Source organism: Bradyrhizobium barranii subsp. barranii, from assembly GCF_017565645.3.
Taxonomy (GTDB): Bacteria; Pseudomonadota; Alphaproteobacteria; order Rhizobiales; family Xanthobacteraceae; genus Bradyrhizobium; species Bradyrhizobium barranii.
Window position 1 is genome coordinate 1,803,428 of the sequence record NZ_CP086136.1, and the last position, 18,395, is coordinate 1,821,822.

At 65.1% G+C, this 18,395-nt stretch carries 17 protein-coding genes; 15 read left to right on the forward strand and 2 right to left on the reverse strand.

What is annotated here, in order from left to right:
- Positions 1–122: 122 nt before the first annotated feature.
- Positions 123–773, reverse strand: a complete 651-nt coding sequence (locus J4G43_RS08855; protein WP_071909583.1) for a glutathione S-transferase family protein — start codon at positions 771–773, stop codon at positions 123–125.
- A 561-nt stretch (positions 774–1,334) separates the two neighbouring features.
- Here J4G43_RS08855 and J4G43_RS08860 point away from each other — a divergent pair.
- The 9 genes from J4G43_RS08860 (at position 1,335) to J4G43_RS08900 (ending at position 10,823) form a co-directional block, all read left to right on the forward strand.
- Positions 1,335–2,537 (forward strand): pyridoxal phosphate-dependent aminotransferase, encoded by a 1,203-nt coding sequence (locus J4G43_RS08860; RefSeq protein WP_039157959.1) that lies wholly within the window; start codon positions 1,335–1,337, stop codon positions 2,535–2,537.
- 172 nt (positions 2,538–2,709) lie between these two features.
- On the forward strand, positions 2,710–3,192 hold the full coding sequence (locus J4G43_RS08865; RefSeq protein ID WP_063985534.1) for a DUF992 domain-containing protein: 483 nt from the start codon (positions 2,710–2,712) through the stop codon (positions 3,190–3,192).
- A gap of 153 nt (positions 3,193–3,345) precedes the next feature.
- On the forward strand, positions 3,346–5,394 hold the full coding sequence (locus J4G43_RS08870) for an elongation factor G (RefSeq protein WP_063985533.1): 2,049 nt from the start codon (positions 3,346–3,348) through the stop codon (positions 5,392–5,394).
- A 307-nt stretch (positions 5,395–5,701) separates the two neighbouring features.
- The gene (locus tag J4G43_RS08875; protein ID WP_208084559.1) at positions 5,702–5,974 is read left to right on the forward strand and encodes a helix-turn-helix domain-containing protein; all 273 of its coding nucleotides are present in this window, start codon (positions 5,702–5,704) and stop codon (positions 5,972–5,974) included.
- A gap of 96 nt (positions 5,975–6,070) precedes the next feature.
- Entirely contained in the window at positions 6,071–7,825 is a 1,755-nt protein-coding gene (locus tag J4G43_RS08880; protein ID WP_208084560.1) for a SulP family inorganic anion transporter, read from the forward strand.
- 66 nt (positions 7,826–7,891) lie between these two features.
- The gene (locus tag J4G43_RS08885) at positions 7,892–8,539 is read left to right on the forward strand and encodes a YoaK family protein (protein WP_208084561.1); all 648 of its coding nucleotides are present in this window, start codon (positions 7,892–7,894) and stop codon (positions 8,537–8,539) included.
- A 52-nt stretch (positions 8,540–8,591) separates the two neighbouring features.
- A complete protein-coding gene (locus J4G43_RS08890) occupies positions 8,592–9,431 on the forward strand; it encodes a shikimate dehydrogenase (protein ID WP_208084563.1) in 840 nt (279 codons plus the stop codon).
- Between the two features lie 67 nt (positions 9,432–9,498).
- The gene (locus tag J4G43_RS08895) at positions 9,499–10,125 is read left to right on the forward strand and encodes a hypothetical protein (protein WP_208084564.1); all 627 of its coding nucleotides are present in this window, start codon (positions 9,499–9,501) and stop codon (positions 10,123–10,125) included.
- Positions 10,126–10,139: 14 nt separating this feature from the next.
- A complete protein-coding gene (locus tag J4G43_RS08900) occupies positions 10,140–10,823 on the forward strand; it encodes a single stranded DNA-binding domain-containing protein (protein ID WP_225004749.1) in 684 nt (227 codons plus the stop codon).
- Between the two features lie 224 nt (positions 10,824–11,047).
- Here the strand turns inward: J4G43_RS08900 and J4G43_RS08905 are convergent, their stop codons facing one another.
- Positions 11,048–12,184, reverse strand: coding sequence for an alpha-hydroxy acid oxidase (locus tag J4G43_RS08905; protein WP_014492050.1), 1,137 nt, complete (start codon positions 12,182–12,184; stop codon positions 11,048–11,050).
- Between the two features lie 133 nt (positions 12,185–12,317).
- Here J4G43_RS08905 and J4G43_RS08910 point away from each other — a divergent pair, with 133 nt between their 5' ends.
- From J4G43_RS08910 to J4G43_RS08935, 6 genes are all read left to right on the forward strand, one after another.
- Positions 12,318–12,485, forward strand: coding sequence for a hypothetical protein (locus J4G43_RS08910; RefSeq protein ID WP_208084565.1), 168 nt, complete (start codon positions 12,318–12,320; stop codon positions 12,483–12,485).
- A gap of 218 nt (positions 12,486–12,703) precedes the next feature.
- Positions 12,704–14,047 (forward strand): phosphoglucosamine mutase, encoded by a 1,344-nt coding sequence (glmM, locus tag J4G43_RS08915; RefSeq protein WP_063985528.1) that lies wholly within the window; start codon positions 12,704–12,706, stop codon positions 14,045–14,047.
- Between the two features lie 296 nt (positions 14,048–14,343).
- Positions 14,344–15,594: an MFS transporter gene (locus J4G43_RS08920; protein WP_208084566.1), complete on the forward strand. Its 1,251-nt coding sequence runs from the start codon at positions 14,344–14,346 to the stop codon at positions 15,592–15,594.
- A 229-nt stretch (positions 15,595–15,823) separates the two neighbouring features.
- Entirely contained in the window at positions 15,824–16,660 is an 837-nt protein-coding gene (locus J4G43_RS08925; RefSeq protein WP_208084567.1) for an outer membrane protein, read from the forward strand.
- A gap of 167 nt (positions 16,661–16,827) precedes the next feature.
- Positions 16,828–17,709, forward strand: a complete 882-nt coding sequence (locus J4G43_RS08930; RefSeq protein WP_208084568.1) for an outer membrane protein — start codon at positions 16,828–16,830, stop codon at positions 17,707–17,709.
- A gap of 71 nt (positions 17,710–17,780) precedes the next feature.
- Positions 17,781–18,371, forward strand: a complete 591-nt coding sequence (locus tag J4G43_RS08935) for a glutathione S-transferase family protein (protein WP_208084569.1) — start codon at positions 17,781–17,783, stop codon at positions 18,369–18,371.
- The last annotated feature ends 24 nt before the right edge of the window (positions 18,372–18,395 follow it).

Consider the following 18,395-nt stretch of genomic DNA (forward strand, 5'->3'; position numbering starts at 1 on the left):
TGCGAGCGAATCACCCGCGACTCGAACAATTTCCCCGTTTCAACCGGCAATATTGGGACGGCCATAGCGTCGAAATGGCGAGAATGCGGCATAGGCTGTCCTTATGCCCGCTATTCCCGGAGTCAGGCGCCCGCCGCGATGCTGGCGGGGTCGTCGACGTCGGCGGGCCGCCAGTCCATCGCCACGAAGCCGGGTGCAGCTTCCACGCGCTTCAGCCAGTCCCGGATCGCCGGGAAGGTCGAGAGGTCGTAGTCGCAGCGCTCGGCGAGGTGGGTGTAGCCGTAGAGCGCGATGTCGGCGACCGTGAGCTGGCGGGCGGCGAAATAGGCGTTGGTCTTGAGGTGGTTCTCCATCACCTGGAGCGCGCCATAGCCGCGCTCCATCCAGTCTTCCAGGGAGTGGGTCTGGAGATCGCGGCCGCCCTTGACCAGCGACAGCCAGAAATAGGCGGCGCCGATGTTCGGCTCGAGCGCGTGCTGCTCGAAGAACATCCATTGCAGCGCCTCGGCGCGGTCAATGCGGTTCTCGGGCGCAAGCGGCGTGCCGACCGCGACGTACCAGAGGATGGCGTTGGACTCGGCGAGATAGCGGTCGTCGCCGACCTCGAGCAGCGGCACCTGTCCCGACGGGTTCTTGGTCAGAAAGTCCGGCGTGCGACTCTCGCCGCGCAGAATGTCCACCTCGACTGCTTCGTAAGGCACGCTCAACAGGGCCAGCGCAAGGCGGACCTTGTAGCTGTTGCCGGAGCGTTGCATCGAATAGAGCTTGTACATTCTGGAGTTCGTTCCGAGGACGGGAAGGCGCGGTGTTCGTTGCCCCGCACCGCGGCTAAACAATGATGCCGTTGCGAATCCGCCGCAAGACCCGCGCCATAGAAAAACTCGAAAACCCTACCGCACCGCAATGCCGCGAAAAATCATTTTCGTGCGACGCTGCAAATCGGATCACGCTTGCGTTAGCGCGCGGCCGCACGTTCGTGCGGGACGGTTGAACGATCGTGATCGCCTCGGCCGCTGACGGCCAAAGTCTTTCAAAGCAAGTCGCTCAAAGGTTGTCTCGAGCGTCCTGTCGAGCGTCAGACTGCCGTCAGCTTCATGGCGGCGCGCAACGCGCAAAATTGCTCCGAGGACAGGCCTTGCCGGATATGAGGGATTCCGGCGGCAAAGTTACGGAAAATTGCGGGAAATCGCGCCTTGAAACGCTCCAGATCCGTAAACTTTTTCGAGATCGGACCGAAGTTTCTTGCAGCGCAGCGGCACACGTTTTAGGGTGGCTCATTCGCACAATCGGAGTCGTGAGGCCAAAGGGTTCACGACGCTTGTCAGGAGATGACGATGTCCTTCCTTGCCGCTGCGCTCGACCGTGTGAAGCCGTCCGCGACCATCGCGGTCACGGATAAAGCACGTGCGCTGAAAGCGGCGGGCCGCAACGTCATCGGCCTCGGTGCCGGCGAGCCCGACTTCGACACGCCCGCCAACATCAAGCTGGCTGCGATCCATGCCATCGAAGCCGGCAAGACCAAGTACACCGCCGTCGACGGCATTCCCGAGCTGAAGGAAGCCATCATCGGCAAGTTTCAGCGCGAGAACGGCGTGGCCTACAAGCCGAACCAGATCATCGTCGGCACCGGCGGCAAGCAGGTGCTGTACAACGCGCTGATGGCGACCATCAATCCGGGCGACGAGGTGATCATCCCCGCGCCGTACTGGGTCAGCTATCCCGAGATGGTGGCGCTCGCCGGCGGCGAGCCGGTGCCGGTGGTCTGCACCGCCGCGACCGGCTTCAAGCTCCAGGCCGAGGCGCTCGAGCGTGCGATCACGCCGAAGACCAAATGGGTGATCCTGTGCTCGCCGTCGAACCCGACCGGCGCGGCCTACACCAGGACCGAGCTGAAGGCGCTCACCGACGTGCTGGTCAGGCATCCGCATGTGTGGGTGATGACCGACGACATGTACGAGCACCTCGTCTATGACGACTTCCAGTTCACCACGGTCGCGCAGGTCGAGCCGAAACTCTACGACCGCACACTCACCGTGAACGGCGTGTCGAAGGCCTATTGCATGACCGGCTGGCGCATCGGTTACGCCGGCGGTCCGGCGCAGCTGATCAAGGCGATGTCGACGATCCAGTCGCAGTCGACCTCGAACCCGTCGTCGATCGCACAATGGGCCGCGGTGGAAGCGCTGAACGGTCCGCAGGACTTCATCCCCGCCAACAACAAGGTGTTCAAGGAGCGCCGCGACCTCGTGGTCTCCATGCTCAACCAGGCCAAGGGCATCGAGTGCCCGCGTCCCGAAGGCGCGTTCTACGTCTATCCCTCCTGCGCCGGCACCATCGGCAAGACCGCGCCGTCGGGCAAGGTGATCGACAATGACGAGACCTTCGTGACCGAGTTGCTCGAGACCGAAGGCGTCGCCGTGGTGCAGGGTTCGGCCTTCGGCCTCGGCCCGGCGTTCCGCATCTCCTACGCGACCAAGACCTCGGACCTCGAAGACGCCTGCAAGCGCATCCAGCGCTTCTGCGGCAACCTGCGCTGAGCCTGTCGCAAATACCTTTCGAAAAGGGCCGCCTCCGGCGGGCCTTTTTATTGTTTGCACGCTTATCGTCACGCGTGATCTGGCACCACCACGGCTGTTGTGGCATAGACCATCGCGCAACACGGGTGGGGCGCTCTCTCTGCTCGCATCACATTCATCGCCGGAGATATTCATGCGCCGTTCGTTCATCCTCGCCGGGCTCGCCGCGGCCAGCCTCGTTGCCTCCGTCGCAAACAGCGGCGCTCAGCAGCAGCGGATGGTCCGGGTCGGCGTGCTCGAATGCCGCGGCGGCGCCAGCGTTGGCTTCATCGTGGGATCGGTGACCAATCTCGGTTGCGTCCTGCGTGCCGACGGTTTGCCGGAAGATCGCTACGTCGCGACCATTCGTAAAGTGGGCCTCGACATCGGCATCACCCAGGAGACCACGCTGGCCTGGGGCGTGTTCGCGCCGGTCGACCGGCTCGGCCCCGGCGATCTCTCGGGCAATTATGCCGGCGCGCAGGGCAGCGCCTCGGTCGGCGTCGGTATCGGTGGCAACGCGCTGATCGGCGGCTCCAACAATTCGATCGCGCTCCAGCCGCTCAGCGTGCAGGGCCAGGTCGGCCTCAACGTCGCCGCTGGCCTCGAGAGCCTGGAACTCCGTCCGGGTCGTTGACAATTTCGCGTGTGCAGATCGCGTCAGTCCGACGCGATCTCGGCAACGACGCACCGCAGCGATTTTTGATGCTTGCCAAATCTCGGGGACGGGCAGAGCATCGGCGTTTGCCGACCCAATCATGGGCCGAGCTCCACACCAAGGAGGCGGCGAATGGGACAAGACGTCAGAAGTCCCCGAGGTCCACGGTGCATCGCACTGGTGGGCCCATTCCAAAGCGGTAAAACCACACTTCTCGAAGCAATACTGGCGCGAACGGGCGCAATCCCCCGCGTCGGCAGCGTCGACGCCGGAACATCCGTCGGCGACGCCTCCCCGGAGGCCCGTCATCACAAGATGACCGTCGGCCTGACTGCCGCCACCACGAGTTTCATGGGCGACAGCTACACCTTCCTCGATTGTCCCGGTTCCGTTGAGTTCGCCCACGACATGCGTGCAGCGCTTCCCGCTGTCGACGCCGCGGTCGTGGTCTGCGAGGCCGACGAGAAGAAGCTGCCGCAGCTTCAGATCATCCTGCGCGAGCTGGAGGAGCTGAAGATCCCGCGTTTCCTGTTCCTCAACAAGATCGATCGCGCCAACAAGCGCATCCGCGAGACGCTGGCAACACTCCAGCCCGCCTCGCGCGTGCCGCTGGTGCTGCGCCAGATCCCGATCTGGAAGGGCGAGCTGATCGAGGGCTTCGTCGATCTCGCGCTGGAACGTGCGTTCATCTACCGCGAGCACAAGGCCTCCGAGGTGGTCGCGCTCGAAGGCGGAGATCTCGATCGCGAGAAGGAGGCCCGCTTCTCGATGCTGGAGAAGCTCGCCGATCACGACGATGCGCTGATGGAGCAATTGCTCGAGGACATCCAGCCGCCGCGCGATGCGGTGTTCGACGATCTCGCCCGCGAATTGCGCGAGGGGCAGATCTGCCCCGTGTTGCTGGGTGCCGCCGCGCGCGAAAACGGCGTGCTGCGCCTGATGAAGGCCCTGCGCCACGAGGCGCCCGGCATCGAGGAAACTGCAAAGCGTCTCGGTGTCCCGGCCAGCAAGGAGGCGCTCGGCTACGTCTTCAAGACGCTGCATTCGCAGCACGGCGGAAAGCTGTCGCTGACGCGATTGCTCGCCGGCCATCTCGACGACGGAGCCACGTTGCAATCCGCCTCCGGCGGGAGCGGCCGCATCTCCGGCATCCTCGCCGTCAACGGCGCCTACGATACCAAGCGTGCCGCGGCCGAAGCCGGCGACACGGTTGCGCTCGCCAAGGTCGACCCGATCAAGACCGGCGACACGGTCTCGAGCGGCAAGTCCCCGCCGGCTGCGCTGTTCGCCCCGGAGCCGACGCCGCCGGTGCTCGCGATCTCGGTCGCCGCCACCGACCGCAAGGACGACGTCAAGCTCGGCCAGGCCCTTGCCCGGCTGCATGAGGAGGATCCCTCGCTCGGCGTCGTGATGAACGCCCAGACCCACGACACCGTGCTGTGGGGGCAGGGCGAGATGCATCTGCGCGTGGCGAGCGAACGGCTGCGCGACCGCTTCGGCGTCAAGATCACCTCGCATCCACCCGCGATCGGCTACCAGGAGACCATCCGCAAGCCGATCGTCCAGCGCGGCCGCCACAAGAAGCAATCCGGCGGTCACGGTCAGTTCGGCGATGTCGTGCTCGACATCAAGCCGCTGCCGCGCGGCGAGGGCTTCAAGTTCACCGAGAAGGTGGTCGGCGGCGCGGTGCCGCGCAATTATATCGGCGCGGTGGAAGAGGGGGTTGTCGACGGGCTCACACGCGGCCCGCTCGGTTTCCCCGTCACCGATCTGCAGGTGACGCTGACCGACGGCTCCTATCACAGCGTCGACTCCTCCGACCTCGCCTTCCGCACGGCGGCGCGGGTCGGACTCAACGAAGGCCTGCCGCAATGCCAGTCGGTGCTGCTGGAGCCGATCCACGTGGTCGAGATCGTCTGCCCGACCGACGCCACCGCCAAGATCAACGCGATCCTGTCGGCGCGGCGCGGCCAGATCCTCGGCTTCGACACCCGTGACGGCTGGAGCGGATGGGACTGCGTCCGCGCCATGATGCCGGAAGCGGAGATCGGCGAGCTCATCGTCGAGCTGCGTTCGGCCACGGCTGGAGCCGGCAGCTTCACCCGTCAGTTCGACCACATGGCCGAGGTGACCGGCCGCGCCGCCGACCAGATCATCGCCGCGCATCAGCACGCGGCGTGATGTAAGGGAAGCACGGCTCTCTCACTCCCTCTCCCCGTTCTTTACGGGGAGAGGCTGAGGTGAGGGGCTGTTTCCGCGGGCACGGTGTTTCGTTTGGCCGAACCCGCGCCCAACCTCCGTCATTGCGAGCGTAGCGAAGCAATCCAGACTGGCTCTGCCGAGGCGGTCTGGATTGATTCGTCGCGAGAGCTCCTCGCAATGACGGAGGCAGACGGGGCAGCCCCTTGCGCTCCCCTTACAATGATGTATTTTACATCATTGTACATGCTCCAGATATCACTTATAAACTCTGATACGTGAGGCCACGGTGATCACGTCGTTCCAGATGCGGGCAGCCCGCGCGCTGCTTGGCATTGACCAAAGAACCTTGGCCGAGCTCGCCGGCGTTTCGCTGCCGACCATCCAGCGGATGGAGGCCAGCACCGGCAATGTGCGCGGCGTGGTTGAGACCTTGATCAAGGTGGTCGAGGCGTTCGACCGGGCCGGCGTCGAGCTGATCGGCGAGCAGGCCCGCAGCGACAGCGGCGGGCGGGGCGTTCGCCTGAAGGAGCCGGGGCCGCCGCGTCGCGTGGGAGCATGATCGCGTTGATCGTGCTCGGGATGAGCTAGCGCATCGTCGCACGCGCGCGCTGCACGATGCACCGGAGCATTGTGGGCAGCGGAGCACTCTGCGGACATGAGCATCACAGGCGAACACGCAGGCAAGCTGCATCAGCTGCGTCGACCGACCTTTACCGAACTCTATCTTCCCAAGCTCGTCACCGTCTGGCGCGAAGGCTACGGCCTCGCGGATCTCCGCGCCGATGTGTTCGCGGGCCTGACGGTTGCCATCGTCGCGCTGCCGCTGTCGATGGCGATCGCAATCGCCTCGGGCGTGACGCCGGACCGCGGGCTCTACACCGCTGTCGTCGGTGGCTTCATCGTGTCGCTGCTCGGCGGCAGTCGCTTCCAGATCGGCGGGCCCGCCGGCGCCTTCATCGTGTTGGTCGCGGTAACCGCGGAGCGGCATGGCGTCGACGGAGTCATCCTCGCCACCCTAATGGCGGGCATGGTCCTGATCGCCGCGGGCCTGTTGCGGATCGGCACCTACATCAAGTTCATTCCCTACCCCGTCACGGTCGGCTTCACCGCGGGCATCGCCGTGATCATCTTCGCCAGCCAGCTCCGCGATCTCGGCGGGATCACGCTGGCTGGGAAAGAGCCCAGCGAATTCGTGCCGAAACTCGTCGCGCTCGCCGGAGGCCTGCACACGATCAATCCCTCCGCCGTCGCGGTCGCGATCGTCAGCATTGCCATCATCGCGGCCTTGCGGCGCTGGCGGCCATCCTGGCCCGGCATCCTGATTGCGGTCGTGCTCGCGGCGGTGGCGACTGCCGTGCTGTCGCTGCCGGTTGAGACGATTGGCAGCCGGTTCGGCGGCATTCCGCGCGAATTGCCGTCGCCGGCGCTGCCGGCGTTCTCGCTTGCGAAGGCGACGGCCGTGCTGCCCGATGCGATCTCGTTCGCGCTGCTGGCCGCGATCGAATCGCTGCTGTCGGCGGTGGTGGCCGACGGCATGACCGGTCGCCGTCACCGCTCCAATTGCGAGCTGGTGGCGCAAGGCGCGGCCAATATCGGTTCGGCGCTGTTCGGCGGCATCTGCGTCACCGGCCTGATCGCGCGCACCGCCACCAACATCCGCGCCGGCGGACGCGGGCCGCTCGCGGGCATGCTGCATTCGGTCTTCCTGCTGCTGTTCATGCTGATCGCAGCGCCGCTCGCGAGCTACATCCCGCTGGCCGCGCTCGCCGCCGTGCTCGTCGTCGTCGCCTGGACCATGGCGGAGAAGCACGAATTCGCGACGCTGCTGCGCTCATCCTGGGGCGATGCCGTCGTGCTGCTCGCGACCTTCCTGCTCACCATCTTCCGCGACCTGACCGAAGGCATCCTGGTCGGCTTCGCGCTCGGCGCGGTGCTGTTCATCCACCGCATGGCGGAGATGACGGGCATCGAGGAGCGCTCCCCGCTGGTGGCCGCCGATCGTCCCGATGACGGCAATGGCGAGCGCGTGCCTTACGATCCCGCGCTCGCCATCGATCGCGACGTGCTGGTCTACCGCATCACCGGCGCGTTCTTCTTCGGTGCCGCCTCGGCAATCGGAAACGTGCTCGACGGCATCGCCGACCAGCGCAAGGGTCTTGTGGTCGATTTCGCCGCGGTGCCGTTCCTGGATTCGACGGCCGCCAACGTGCTCGGTCGCGTCGCCGTCAAGGCGCACCGCCACGGCATCCGGCTGTTCATCACGGGGGCGTCGCCCGCGGTTCGCCGCGCGCTGCTCACCCACGGCGTGACGCCGCCGCGTGCGCGCTATCGCGCGACGATCGCGCGTGCCGTCGCCGACATCAAGGGCGGCGCGGCGCAGCCCGTGGCCGATGACGCGGTCGCGACCTGACGGCAGCGCACTTCTCAAGCCGGCCGATTTGATCGACACTGCCGCGTCACGGCGGTGGTGCAGGGAATGCTGGATTCGCGTCGCAATATTGCGCTGGCCTGCGCGCTCAGCATGCTGGCGGGCTATGTCGACGGCATCGGCTTCCTGCATCTCGGCGGCCTGTTCGTCTCGTTCATGAGCGGCAACTCCACGCGTCTCGGCGTCAGCCTTGCGGAAGCGCAGTGGTGGCAGGCCGCCAGCGCCCTCGGCCTGATCGCGCTGTTCGTGGCCGGAGCCGCGGCCGGCAGCCTCGTCGTGCTCGGCGGCGGGGCCGAGCGGCAGCCCTGGCTGCTTCTCATTGAAACCGGGCTGCTTGCGGGTGCCGGACTTTGCCATGCCTACGGCCTGTCGAACCTCGCGATCGCGGCCATCGTGCTCGCGATGGGCCTGGAGAACGCCGTGTTCCAGATCGACGGCGGCGCGGGCCTCGGCCTCACCTATGTCACGGGCGCGCTGGTCAAGGTCGGCCAGTTCCTCGCGGTGAGCCTCACCGGCGGACCGCGCTGGAATTGGGCGCCGAACCTGCTGTTGTGGGCGGCGCTCGTTGCGGGGTCGGCGGGCGGGGCGCTCGGCTATGCCCGGATCAACCTCGCCGCGATCTGGTTCGCCGCCGCCGCCGCGGCGCTGGCTTTGGCTGCGATCGTGGCCGCGGCGATGCGGCGGCCGCGCGCTTGACAGAGCCGGCGGGACGCGAAATGGATCGCCTCGAACACGACCCGAGGGAAAGATGACCGCGCCCAGGACTCCCGCAGCCTGTTTGATCGGATGGCCGGCCGCGCATTCGCGCTCGCCGCTGATCCATCGTTACTGGCTGCGCACGCTCGGGATCGAGGGAGGCTACGTCATCGAGGCGGTCCCGCCCGAGGATCTGCGCGACTTCGTGCTGCGGCTGTCGCTGCGCGGCTTCGTCGGCGCCAACGTCACCATCCCGCACAAGGAAGACGTGCTGGCGCTGTCCACGCCCGATGCGCGCGCCAGGGCCGTCGGCGCTGCGAACACGCTGTGGTTTGCCGACGGCGAGCTGCGCTCGACCAATACCGATGTCGAAGGCTTCATCGGCAATCTCGATGCCGGAGCGGCCGGTTGGGACAGCGCGGAAGAGGCATTGGTGCTCGGGGCCGGCGGTTCCTCGCGCGCGGTCGTGTTCGGCCTGCTCGAACGCGGCATCAAGCGCATCCACCTCGCCAACCGGACCATCGCGCGCGCCGAGACGCTGGCAGAGCAATTCGGGCCGAACGTGCATCCGATTCCCTGGGACGGCATCAACGACGTGCTGCCGCGCGCAAGACTTCTCGTCAACACGACCTCGCTCGGCATGCACGGCCAGCCTTCACTCGATGTCGATGTGGCGCGCCTGCCGGACGGGGCGGTCGTCGCCGACCTCGTCTACGTTCCCCTGGTGACGCCGCTGCTGGCGGCTGCGAAGGCGCGCGGCCTGAACACCGCCGACGGTCTCGGCATGCTCCTGCATCAGGCGGTGCGCGGCTTCGAGCTGTGGTTCGGCCAAAGGCCTGCTGTCACGGCCGAGCTGCGCGCGCTGGTCGAGGCCGATCTCACAAAGACTTGAAAGGATAACGGCGAATAGCACCCCACCTCCGGAGTTCTATCCCCGTGGGGACAATCCGGAGACCGTCATGCCTATTCAACGTGCAACTTTCACACGTCCGCTCATCGCCGTCGCGATGGTGGCCGCTTCCACCCTCTATGCCGTCGCGCAGAGGGCGCCGGTGCCGACGCGCGTGCGCGGCACGATCGAGAGCGTCAATGGCGACACCATGCAGGTCAAGTCGCGCAGCGGCGAGGACGTCAAGCTTCGCATCGCCCCTAACGTGAACGTGTCGGGCGTTACCAAAATTTCACTCGCCGACATCAAGGTCGGCTCCTTCGTCGGCGCCACCACGGTGCCGGGTCCGGACGGCGGCCAGAACGCGGTCGAGGTCCACGTGTTTCCGGAGAGCATGCGCGGCACCGGCGAGGGCTCGCGGCCCTATGACCTCAAGCCGAACTCCACCATGACCAACGCCACGGTGTCGGAGAGCGTGGTCGGCAATGACGGCCATACGCTGCTGGTGAAGTACAAGGACGGCGAGAAGAAGGTGTTCGTCGCCGACAACACGCCGGTCGTGACCTTCGTGCCCGGCGACAAATCCGAGCTGAAGGCCGGCGCAAAAGTCGTCGCCTTCATGAAGCAGCTGCCGGACGGCTCGTTTGAAACCAACCGCGTCAGTGTCGGCCTCGACGGCCTGACACCACCGATGTGATGGAGAATCGCAACATGTCGAAATCAAGCTGGATGCCGCGCCTGTTCGTAGCGGCGTTCGTCGTCACTTCCGTGTTCTCCGCCTCGGCGCAGCAGTCGCCGACGGTCCGCATCCGCGGCACCATCGAGAGCGTCGACGGCAACACCCTCGGCATCAAGACGCGCGAAGGCAGCGACGTGAAGGTGCGCATGACCGACAACGTCGCGGTCTTCGCCGTGGTCAAGACGTCGCTCGCGGAGATCAAGGAAGGCTCCTATATCGGCGTCACCGGCATGCCCCAGCCCGACGGCACGCAGAAGGCGATCGCGGTGCACATCTTCCCGGAAAACCAGCGCGGCGCGGCCGAAGGTTTTCGTCCCTGGGATGCGCGCGCCAACTCGACCATGACCAACGCGACCGTGGCGCAGACGGTGGAAGGCACCGACGGCCAGAACATCACCGTCAAGTACAAGGACGGCGAGAAGAAAGTGGTGGTGCCGCCGGATACGCCGATCGTCACCTTCGTCGCCAGCGACAAATCCGAGATCAAGCCCGGCGCCAAGCTGATCATCTTCGGCGCGGCGAAGAAGGAGGACGGCTCGCTCGAGGCCAACCGGGTCAATGTCGGCAGGGATGGGATTACGCCGCCGATGTGGGGCGGAAGCTGCCGCCACAAATTCGCTGTCGTCCCGGCGAACGCCGGGACCCATACCGCGTGATCTATCGCTGGGCAGAGGTATCAGTACCGCGCGAAGACTGAATAACCACCAGTCTTCGCCAAAGCACTCCCTGTGGTTATGGGTCCCGGATCTGCGCTTCGCTTGTCCGGGACGACGGCGGCGCTTGAGGCTGCGGAATCGTAGGGTGGGCAAAGGCGCGCTGGCGCCGTGCCCACGACGTTCTAACGAATGCGACGGAAATGGTGGGCACGCTTCGCTTCGCCTCACACCGCAATGATGTGATCGTCGATCTCGTCGATCCTGTTGACGCCGCACAGGCCCATGGTCGTGAGCAGCTCTTTCTGGATGATGTCGATCGCCTTGGCGACGCCGGCCTGGCCGCCGGCACCGAGGCCATGGGCGTAGGCGCGGCCGATCATGCAGGACTTTGCGCCGAGCGCGAGCGCGCGCATCACGTCCTGGCCGGAGCGGACGCCGCCGTCGAACATGATCTCCATCTGCGAGCCGACCGCGTCGACGATCTCCGGCAGCGCCTCGATCGAGGACGGTGCGCCGTCGAGCTGACGGCCGCCATGGTTGGAGACGACCAGCGCCTGCGCGCCGGTCTTCGCGGCGAGCTCGGCGTCCTCGACGTCGAGGATGCCCTTCAGGATCAGCTTGCCCGGCCAGATGCTGCGGATCCACTCGATGTCATTCCAGTTCAGCGAGGTGTCGAACTGCGAGTTGATCCAGGTCGAGAGCGACGTAATGTCGTCGCTGACCTTCAGATGACCGGCGAGATTGCCGAAGGTGCGGCGCTTGCCCTGCAGCACGCCCGACACCCAGGCCGGCTTGGTGGCGAAATCGATCAGCTTCGACAGCGACCATTCCGGCGGCACCGTCATGCCGTTCTTGATGTCCTGGTGGCGCTGGCCGATCACCTGGAGATCGACGGTCAGCACGAGCGCGCTGCATTTCGCCGCCATCGCGCGCTGGATCAATTCCTTGATGAAGCCGCGGTCCTTCATCACGTAGAGCTGGAACCAGAACGGCTTCTCGACATTGGCGGCGATGTCCTCGATCGAGCAGATCGACATCGTCGACTGCGTGAACGGGATGCCGGCGGCCTGCGCGGCGCGACAGGCGTGAATCTCGCCGTCGCCATGCTGCATGCCCAGGAGGCCGACGGGCGCCAATATCAACGGCATGGTCGAGGACTCGCCGAGGATCATGGTCGAGGTGTCGCGCCTGGAGACGTCGACCAGGACGCGCTGGCGGAACTTGATCGCCTGCATGTCCTCGCGGTTGGCGCGCAGCGTTTCCTCGGCATAGGAGCCGCGGTCGCAATAGTCGAAGAACGCCTTCGGCACGCGGCGCTGATGCAGCGTGCGAAGATCGTCGATACAGGTGATGTGCTTCATGAACGTTTCCCCGGCCCGTCTTGCATCAGAAGTCTTGCTTCAGAAGTCTTGCTTCAGAAGTCTTGCATCGGAAGATCGAGGGGTCATCTAGCATGGTTGGATGCACAGCCAAATCGTTTGGGAGGAGGGCGCCATGAGCAAACCGCACGGCCAGCCGACACCGGAAGAGATCAAGGAGAAGCAGGATCTCGACGACGCGCTGGAGGAGGGTCTGGAAGAGACCTTCCCGGGGTCCGATCCCGTCAACGTCACCCAGCCGGCGCCGAGCCGCCAGGACGGCCATGTGAAGCGCTCCGACTAGGGGCGGGTTCCGCTCCGTTCCGCCCTGTCGGCCGGAAATATAGTGCTAACAACAAGTTACCGGGGCGCCTTGGGCCCGGTCCCGTAATGATTAATCACATTTTTTGAAGCCAAGTTGGCCGCGAAGGCATTATAACGTCTCAGCAAATCAGGGATGCGGGTCCCTTTCGGGCATCCCGTAGTTGTAGAGGGGTCCCTGGTTGTTGCGTGGGGGACGATATGAGCCGCAAATATTTCGGGACGGACGGGATCCGGGGCCGCGCCAACGGACTGATCACGCCGGAGCTCGCGCTCAAGGTCGGCCAGGCCGCAGGCCTTGCGTTTCAGCGTGGTGACCATCGCCACCGGGTCGTGATCGGCAAGGACACGCGTCTGTCCGGCTACATGATCGAATATGCGATGGTCGCGGGTTTTACCTCGGTCGGCATGGACGTGCTGCTGGTCGGCCCGATGCCGACGCCGGCGGTGGCGATGCTGACCAAGTCGATGCGCGCCGATCTCGGCGTGATGATCTCGGCCTCGCACAATCTGTTCGAGGACAACGGCATCAAGCTGTTCGGCCCGCAGGGCTTCAAGCTCTCCGACGACGTCGAGAAGCAGATCGAGCAGCTGCTCGACGAATCCCTCGACAAGCGGCTCGCTCAGAGCGCGAGCCTCGGCCGCGCCCGCCGTATCGACGGCGTGCATGACCGCTACATCGAATTCGCCAAGCGCACGCTGCCGCGCGATCTCTCGCTCGACGGCCTGCGCGTCGTGGTCGATTGCGCCAACGGCGCCGCTTACAGGGTGGTGCCGGAAGCGCTGTGGGAATTGGGCGCCGACGTCGTGCCGATCGGCGTCGAGCCCGACGGTTTCAACATCAACAAGGAATGCGGCTCGACCTCGCCGGAAACGCTGTCGAAGAAGGTGCGCGAGATGCGCGCCGACATCGGCATCGCGCTCGATGGCGACGCCGATCGCGTCATCCTGGTCGACGAGCGCGGCCACACCGTCGACGGCGACCAGCTGCTCGCGGTGATCGCGCAGAGCTGGAAGGAAGACGGCCGGCTGTCGCGGCCGGGCATCGTCGCCACCGTGATGTCCAATCTCGGCCTCGAACGCTTCCTCAAGGGGCAGGGGCTCGATCTCGTGCGCACGCCGGTCGGCGACCGCTACGTGCTCGAGCAGATGCTGAAAGGCGGCTACAATCTCGGCGGCGAGCAGTCCGGCCACATCATCCTGTCCGACTATGCCACCACCGGCGACGGCTTCGTTGCGGCGCTGCAGGTGCTGGCCGTGGTACAGAAGCTGCGCCGGCCGGTGTCGGAGGTCTGCCACCGTTTCGACCCGCTGCCGCAGATCCTGAAGAACGTCCGCTACAAGAGCGGCAAGCCGCTCGAGGATTCCGACGTCAAATCGGCGATCTCCGACGGCGAGAAGCGGCTCAACGGCCACGGCCGCCTTCTGATCCGCTCGTCCGGCACCGAGCCCGTGATCCGCGTCATGGGCGAGGGCGAGGACCGCCTTCTGGTCGAGGACGTCGTCGACACCATCGTCTCCGCGCTCGGACAGGCGGCGGCCTGAGGCGCATCGCTACGCGAAGCACGATCGTAGCCGGATGGAGCGCAGCGAAATCCGGGGATCGAGCCGGCGGACATAGACGTCCCGGATTACGCTTCGCTCCATCCGGGCTACGAAATCCCCGGACCCTCATGGTGAGGAGCCCGCCAACGGCGGGCGTCTCGAACCATGCAGGCCGTGTCGCCTCGCGGTGAAACCGGCACGTGCATTCCAGCCATCGACGATTGGCGGTGGATCGGCCGCAGCCGGCATCGTAGTTAGGCGGTGCGGCAATCTGCCGTGCCCGCCAGGATGCTCCATTGAACAAGCCTGTCGTCGTCTCCGAGGAAACGCTGACCGAGCCGGTCGTCGTCAGCGACGTGGCGCCGGCCGCCCGGGCTGCCGCAGGGCCGGCCTATGGCGTGCTCGCCGGCATCAGCTTCTCGCACTTCCTCAACGACACCATGCAGTCGCTGATCGCCTCGGTGTATCCGATCCTGAAGGACACCTACGCGCTCGACTTCGCGCAGATCGGCATGATCACGCTGGCCTTCCAGTTCACGGCCTCGCTGCTCCAGCCGGTGGTCGGCCATTACACCGACAAGAAGGCGCAGCCCTATTCGCTGTCGATCGGCATGGCCTCGACCTTCTTCGGCCTGCTGCTGCTCAGCGCCGCGCACCAATATCTCGTCATCCTGATTGCTGCCGCGCTGGTCGGCCTCGGCTCGGCGGTGTTTCATCCTGAATCCGCGCGCATCGCGCGGCTCGCCTCCGGCGGTCGCTACGGTTTTGCGCAATCGGTGTTCCAGCTCGGCGGCAGCTTCGGCACGTCGATGGGGCCGGTGCTGGCGGCGCTGATCGTGGTGCCTTTCGGGCAGGGCAGCATCGCATGGTTCTCCTCGATCGCGTTCCTCGCGATCCTCATCCTCTGGCGCATCGGCCGCTGGTACGAGCCGCAGATCAAGGCGAAGAAGACGGCGACGGTTCAGGCCCATCCCGACGCGCCGAGCTCGCGCCGCGTCGCGGTCGCGCTTGCGGTGCTGGTGGCGCTCTTGTTCTCGAAGCAGCTCTACGTCTCGAGCCTGTCGAGCTACTACATCTTCTATCTGATCGATCGCTTCGGCGTGTCGACGCAGGCGGCGCAGATCTATCTCTTCATCTTCCTTGCCGCGAATGCGGTCGGCGCGTTCTTCGGCGGTCCGCTCGGCGATCGCTTCGGCCGCAAGATCGTGATCTGGATCTCGATCCTCGGCGCGCTGCCGTTCACGCTGGCGCTGCCTTATACCGGGCTCTATGCGAGCGCGGTGCTGTCAGTGATCATCGGCCTGATCATCTCCTCGACGACGTCGTCGATCATCGTGTTCGCGCAGGAGCTGGTGCCGCACCGCTTCGGCATGATCTCGGGCGTGTTCTTCGGCGTTGCCTTCGGCATCGGCGGTCTGGGTGCCGCCGTGCTCGGCAAGCTCGCCGATCACACCTCGATCGAGTTCGTCTACCAGGTCTGTGCCTGGCTGCCGGCGATCGGCCTGCTTGCGGTGTTCCTGCCCAAGCTGCCGCGGCACCTGCGTTAACAAATCCTGTTTCGCTGCATTGCGGCTTCATCAATCGTTAGCAATTGGCGCGCCGGGGCGCCGCATTTTTGCAACGCTTCTGCCGCATGCGCGCGAGTGGTGAGAAAAAATCAACCTTAAAAATTAGGGTTAAGTGGCGCTTAAACATTTGGTGCCATCGTCCTCCCGTGAGTTTCCAGAACGTGGGGCGTCAGCATTTTGCCTCACCGGCCATAAGGACGAAGCCAAAATGCGTAGCGTTAAGTCTCTCCTTGCCGCAGGTGCGGCGACCCTCATCTCTTCGATGGCGTTCGCCGCCGATATGCCGATCGCCGCTCCGCCTCCCATGTACGCGCCGCCGGCTCCGCCCGCCGACTTCGGCGGCTGGTATCTCCGCGGCGACATCGGCATGACCAACCAGAGCGCCAAGCGGATCGACAGCGCGACCGCGCAGACGTTCCCGACCCAGACCGTGGGCCTCGGCTTCGACAGCTCGCCGCTGTTCGACCTCGGCGTTGGTTATCGCTTCAACGACTGGTTCCGCACCGACGTGATCGGCCAGTATCGCGGCAAGGCCAATCTGCACGGTTCGGACAATGTCACGCTCAGCGCGACCGACTTCGAAGCCAACAACTACTCCGGCAGCAAGTCCGAGTGGGTCGTCATGGCCAACGCCTATGTCGATCTCGGCACCTGGTGGTGCATCACCCCGTTCATCGGCGCCGGTGTCGGCGGTTCCTACAACAAGCTCAGCGGCTTCCGTGACGACGGCACCCGGATCAATCCCGGCGGGCTCTCCAACAGCGTGACCTACTTCGCCGACAACGGTAAGTGGAATTTCGCCTGGGCCGCCCATGCTGGTCTCGCCTACAAGGTCAGCCCCGGCCTCACCGTCGAACTCGCCTACAGCTACATGGATCTCGGCGACGCCAATCCCGGCAACTTCCGCGCCTACGACAACAGCATCTCGGGCTCGTCCACGATCAAGGTCAAGGACATCACCTCGCATGACGTGAAGCTCGGCGTGCGTTGGGACCTGAGCAGCCCGCCGGCCTACATGCCGCCGCCGCTCATCACCAAGGGCTGATCGTCAGCCTCATCGCTTAACGTCTCTTAACGGCGCGGGATCATCCCGCGCCGTTTTGCTTTGCATATTTTTCATGGCGAGCGGCGACGAAAACGTCAGACGCAACCATTGGTTAAGGTTAACAGGCGATGATCATCGCAACAGTTCGAGTTCGATGGAGCGTTGTGATGCGTGGGCTGATGTTGTTGGCGGCGGCGATGTTGGGGACGGTGTCTGCTGCGCACGCGGCCGATCTCTCCGATCTTCCCATCTTGCGCGGCAGCTTCACCGACGGCCTGTCGAAGTCATCCCATAATTGGGACGGCTTCTATGTCGGCGGCCAGTTCGGCTTTGCCACGACCGACATCGACTTCAGTCACGCCCCGAAGTCGATGACCGATTTCATGCTTCGCAACAGCATCCTGCAGGCGCCGGTCGGCGGTTGGTCGCTGCTGCCGAAAAACCACGTACAGTCGACGGGGTTCGGCGCCTATGTGGGCAAGAACTGGCAGCTCTACGACGCCGTGATGGGCGTCGAAGCCAATTACAGCTACATGAGCAGCATATCGAGCACGGCCAGCGACTCCATGGGCCGAATACTTCCCGGCGAAACGGGTCCCGCGGGCCATACCTACACTTACAACACCTCGCTCGGTGGCGGTGCTTCATTGAAGCTCAAGGATTATGCGACTTTCCGGGGTCGGGTCGGCTGGGACGGCGGCGACTTCATGCCGTATGGTTTCGCCGGGCTGGCGGTCGGGCGCGCTGAAGTCTCGCGATTTGCGACCGTGAGTTGGCAGAAATACGACGACTTCGACGAGGCTGTGGTCAGCGGCGGCGTGACTACGACGGTTCATCGCCATCTTCCCGCCGGTTCAGCCACACTGTCCAGCACCGAGCAGCGCACCAACAGCTTTATGTACGGATGGACGGCCGGCATCGGCGTCGAATACGCGATCTGCGGCAACTTCCTCATTCGCGGTGAATGGGAGCATGTCGGCTTCTCAAACGTGAAGGACATTACTGTCGGCCTGAACAACTTCCGCGTCGGCGCCGGCTACCAGTTCTAGACGCGCCGATGCAGCCGGTTGACAGGGCGGCGGCGTCCTGATGCTCTGTCGCTAGACGCGGAGCGGCAGCGATGAAGATCTACGGCGATACCAACTCCGGAAATTGTCTGAAGGTGAAGTGGGTCTGCGACAAGCTCGCGCTGCCTTACCAATGGATCGAGATCGACACCCGCAAGGGCGAGACGCGCACGCCGCAATTCCTTAAAATGAACGGCGCCGGCCAGGTGCCCACCGTCGCCTTCGACGACGGCCGCACGCTGGCGCAGTCCAATGCCATCATCCGCTATCTCGCCCGCGACAGCGCGCTCGTTCCGCGCGATGCCTTCACTGCGGCCAAGATGGACGAATGGCTGTTCTGGGAGCAGTACAGCCACGAGCCCTATATCGCGGTGTGCCGCTTCCAGCTGGTCTATCTCGGCAAGGATGCGTCCCAGCTCGATCCTGACAAGGTCAAGCGCGGCTATGCGGCGCTCGACCGCATGGAGCAGCATCTTGCGGCAAGCCGCTTCTTCGCCGGCGACCTGATTTCGCTCGCCGACGTCTCGCTGCTCGCCTATACCCGCCTCGCGCATGAAGGTGGCTTCGATCTCGGCCGCCATGCCGCCATCCGCCGCTGGATCGGCGAGGCCGAAGCCTGGCTCGGCCTTCCACCGGCGCGCTGAGAGTCGCGCTGATTCTTGGAGTTT

Bases quoted from the DNA above. Each gene is read 5' to 3' on its own strand.
- glmM (WP_063985528.1), top strand. From the start codon at position 12,704: ATGAGCCGCAAATATTTCGGGACGGACGGGATCCGGGGCCGCGCCAAC.
- J4G43_RS08865 (WP_063985534.1), top strand. From the start codon at position 2,710: ATGCGCCGTTCGTTCATCCTCGCCGGGCTCGCCGCGGCCAGCCTCGTT.
- J4G43_RS08935 (WP_208084569.1), top strand. From the start codon at position 17,781: ATGAAGATCTACGGCGATACCAACTCCGGAAATTGTCTGAAGGTGAAG.
- J4G43_RS08895 (WP_208084564.1), top strand. From the start codon at position 9,499: ATGCCTATTCAACGTGCAACTTTCACACGTCCGCTCATCGCCGTCGCG.
- J4G43_RS08905 (WP_014492050.1), bottom strand. From the start codon at position 12,184: ATGAAGCACATCACCTGTATCGACGATCTTCGCACGCTGCATCAGCGC.
- J4G43_RS08860 (WP_039157959.1), top strand. From the start codon at position 1,335: ATGTCCTTCCTTGCCGCTGCGCTCGACCGTGTGAAGCCGTCCGCGACC.
- J4G43_RS08930 (WP_208084568.1), top strand. From the start codon at position 16,828: ATGCGTGGGCTGATGTTGTTGGCGGCGGCGATGTTGGGGACGGTGTCT.
- J4G43_RS08900 (WP_225004749.1), top strand. From the start codon at position 10,140: ATGTCGAAATCAAGCTGGATGCCGCGCCTGTTCGTAGCGGCGTTCGTC.
- J4G43_RS08925 (WP_208084567.1), top strand. From the start codon at position 15,824: ATGCGTAGCGTTAAGTCTCTCCTTGCCGCAGGTGCGGCGACCCTCATC.
- J4G43_RS08870 (WP_063985533.1), top strand. From the start codon at position 3,346: ATGGGACAAGACGTCAGAAGTCCCCGAGGTCCACGGTGCATCGCACTG.
- J4G43_RS08890 (WP_208084563.1), top strand. From the start codon at position 8,592: ATGACCGCGCCCAGGACTCCCGCAGCCTGTTTGATCGGATGGCCGGCC.
- J4G43_RS08910 (WP_208084565.1), top strand. From the start codon at position 12,318: ATGAGCAAACCGCACGGCCAGCCGACACCGGAAGAGATCAAGGAGAAG.
- J4G43_RS08855 (WP_071909583.1), bottom strand. From the start codon at position 773: ATGTACAAGCTCTATTCGATGCAACGCTCCGGCAACAGCTACAAGGTC.
- J4G43_RS08880 (WP_208084560.1), top strand. From the start codon at position 6,071: ATGAGCATCACAGGCGAACACGCAGGCAAGCTGCATCAGCTGCGTCGA.
- J4G43_RS08885 (WP_208084561.1), top strand. From the start codon at position 7,892: ATGCTGGATTCGCGTCGCAATATTGCGCTGGCCTGCGCGCTCAGCATG.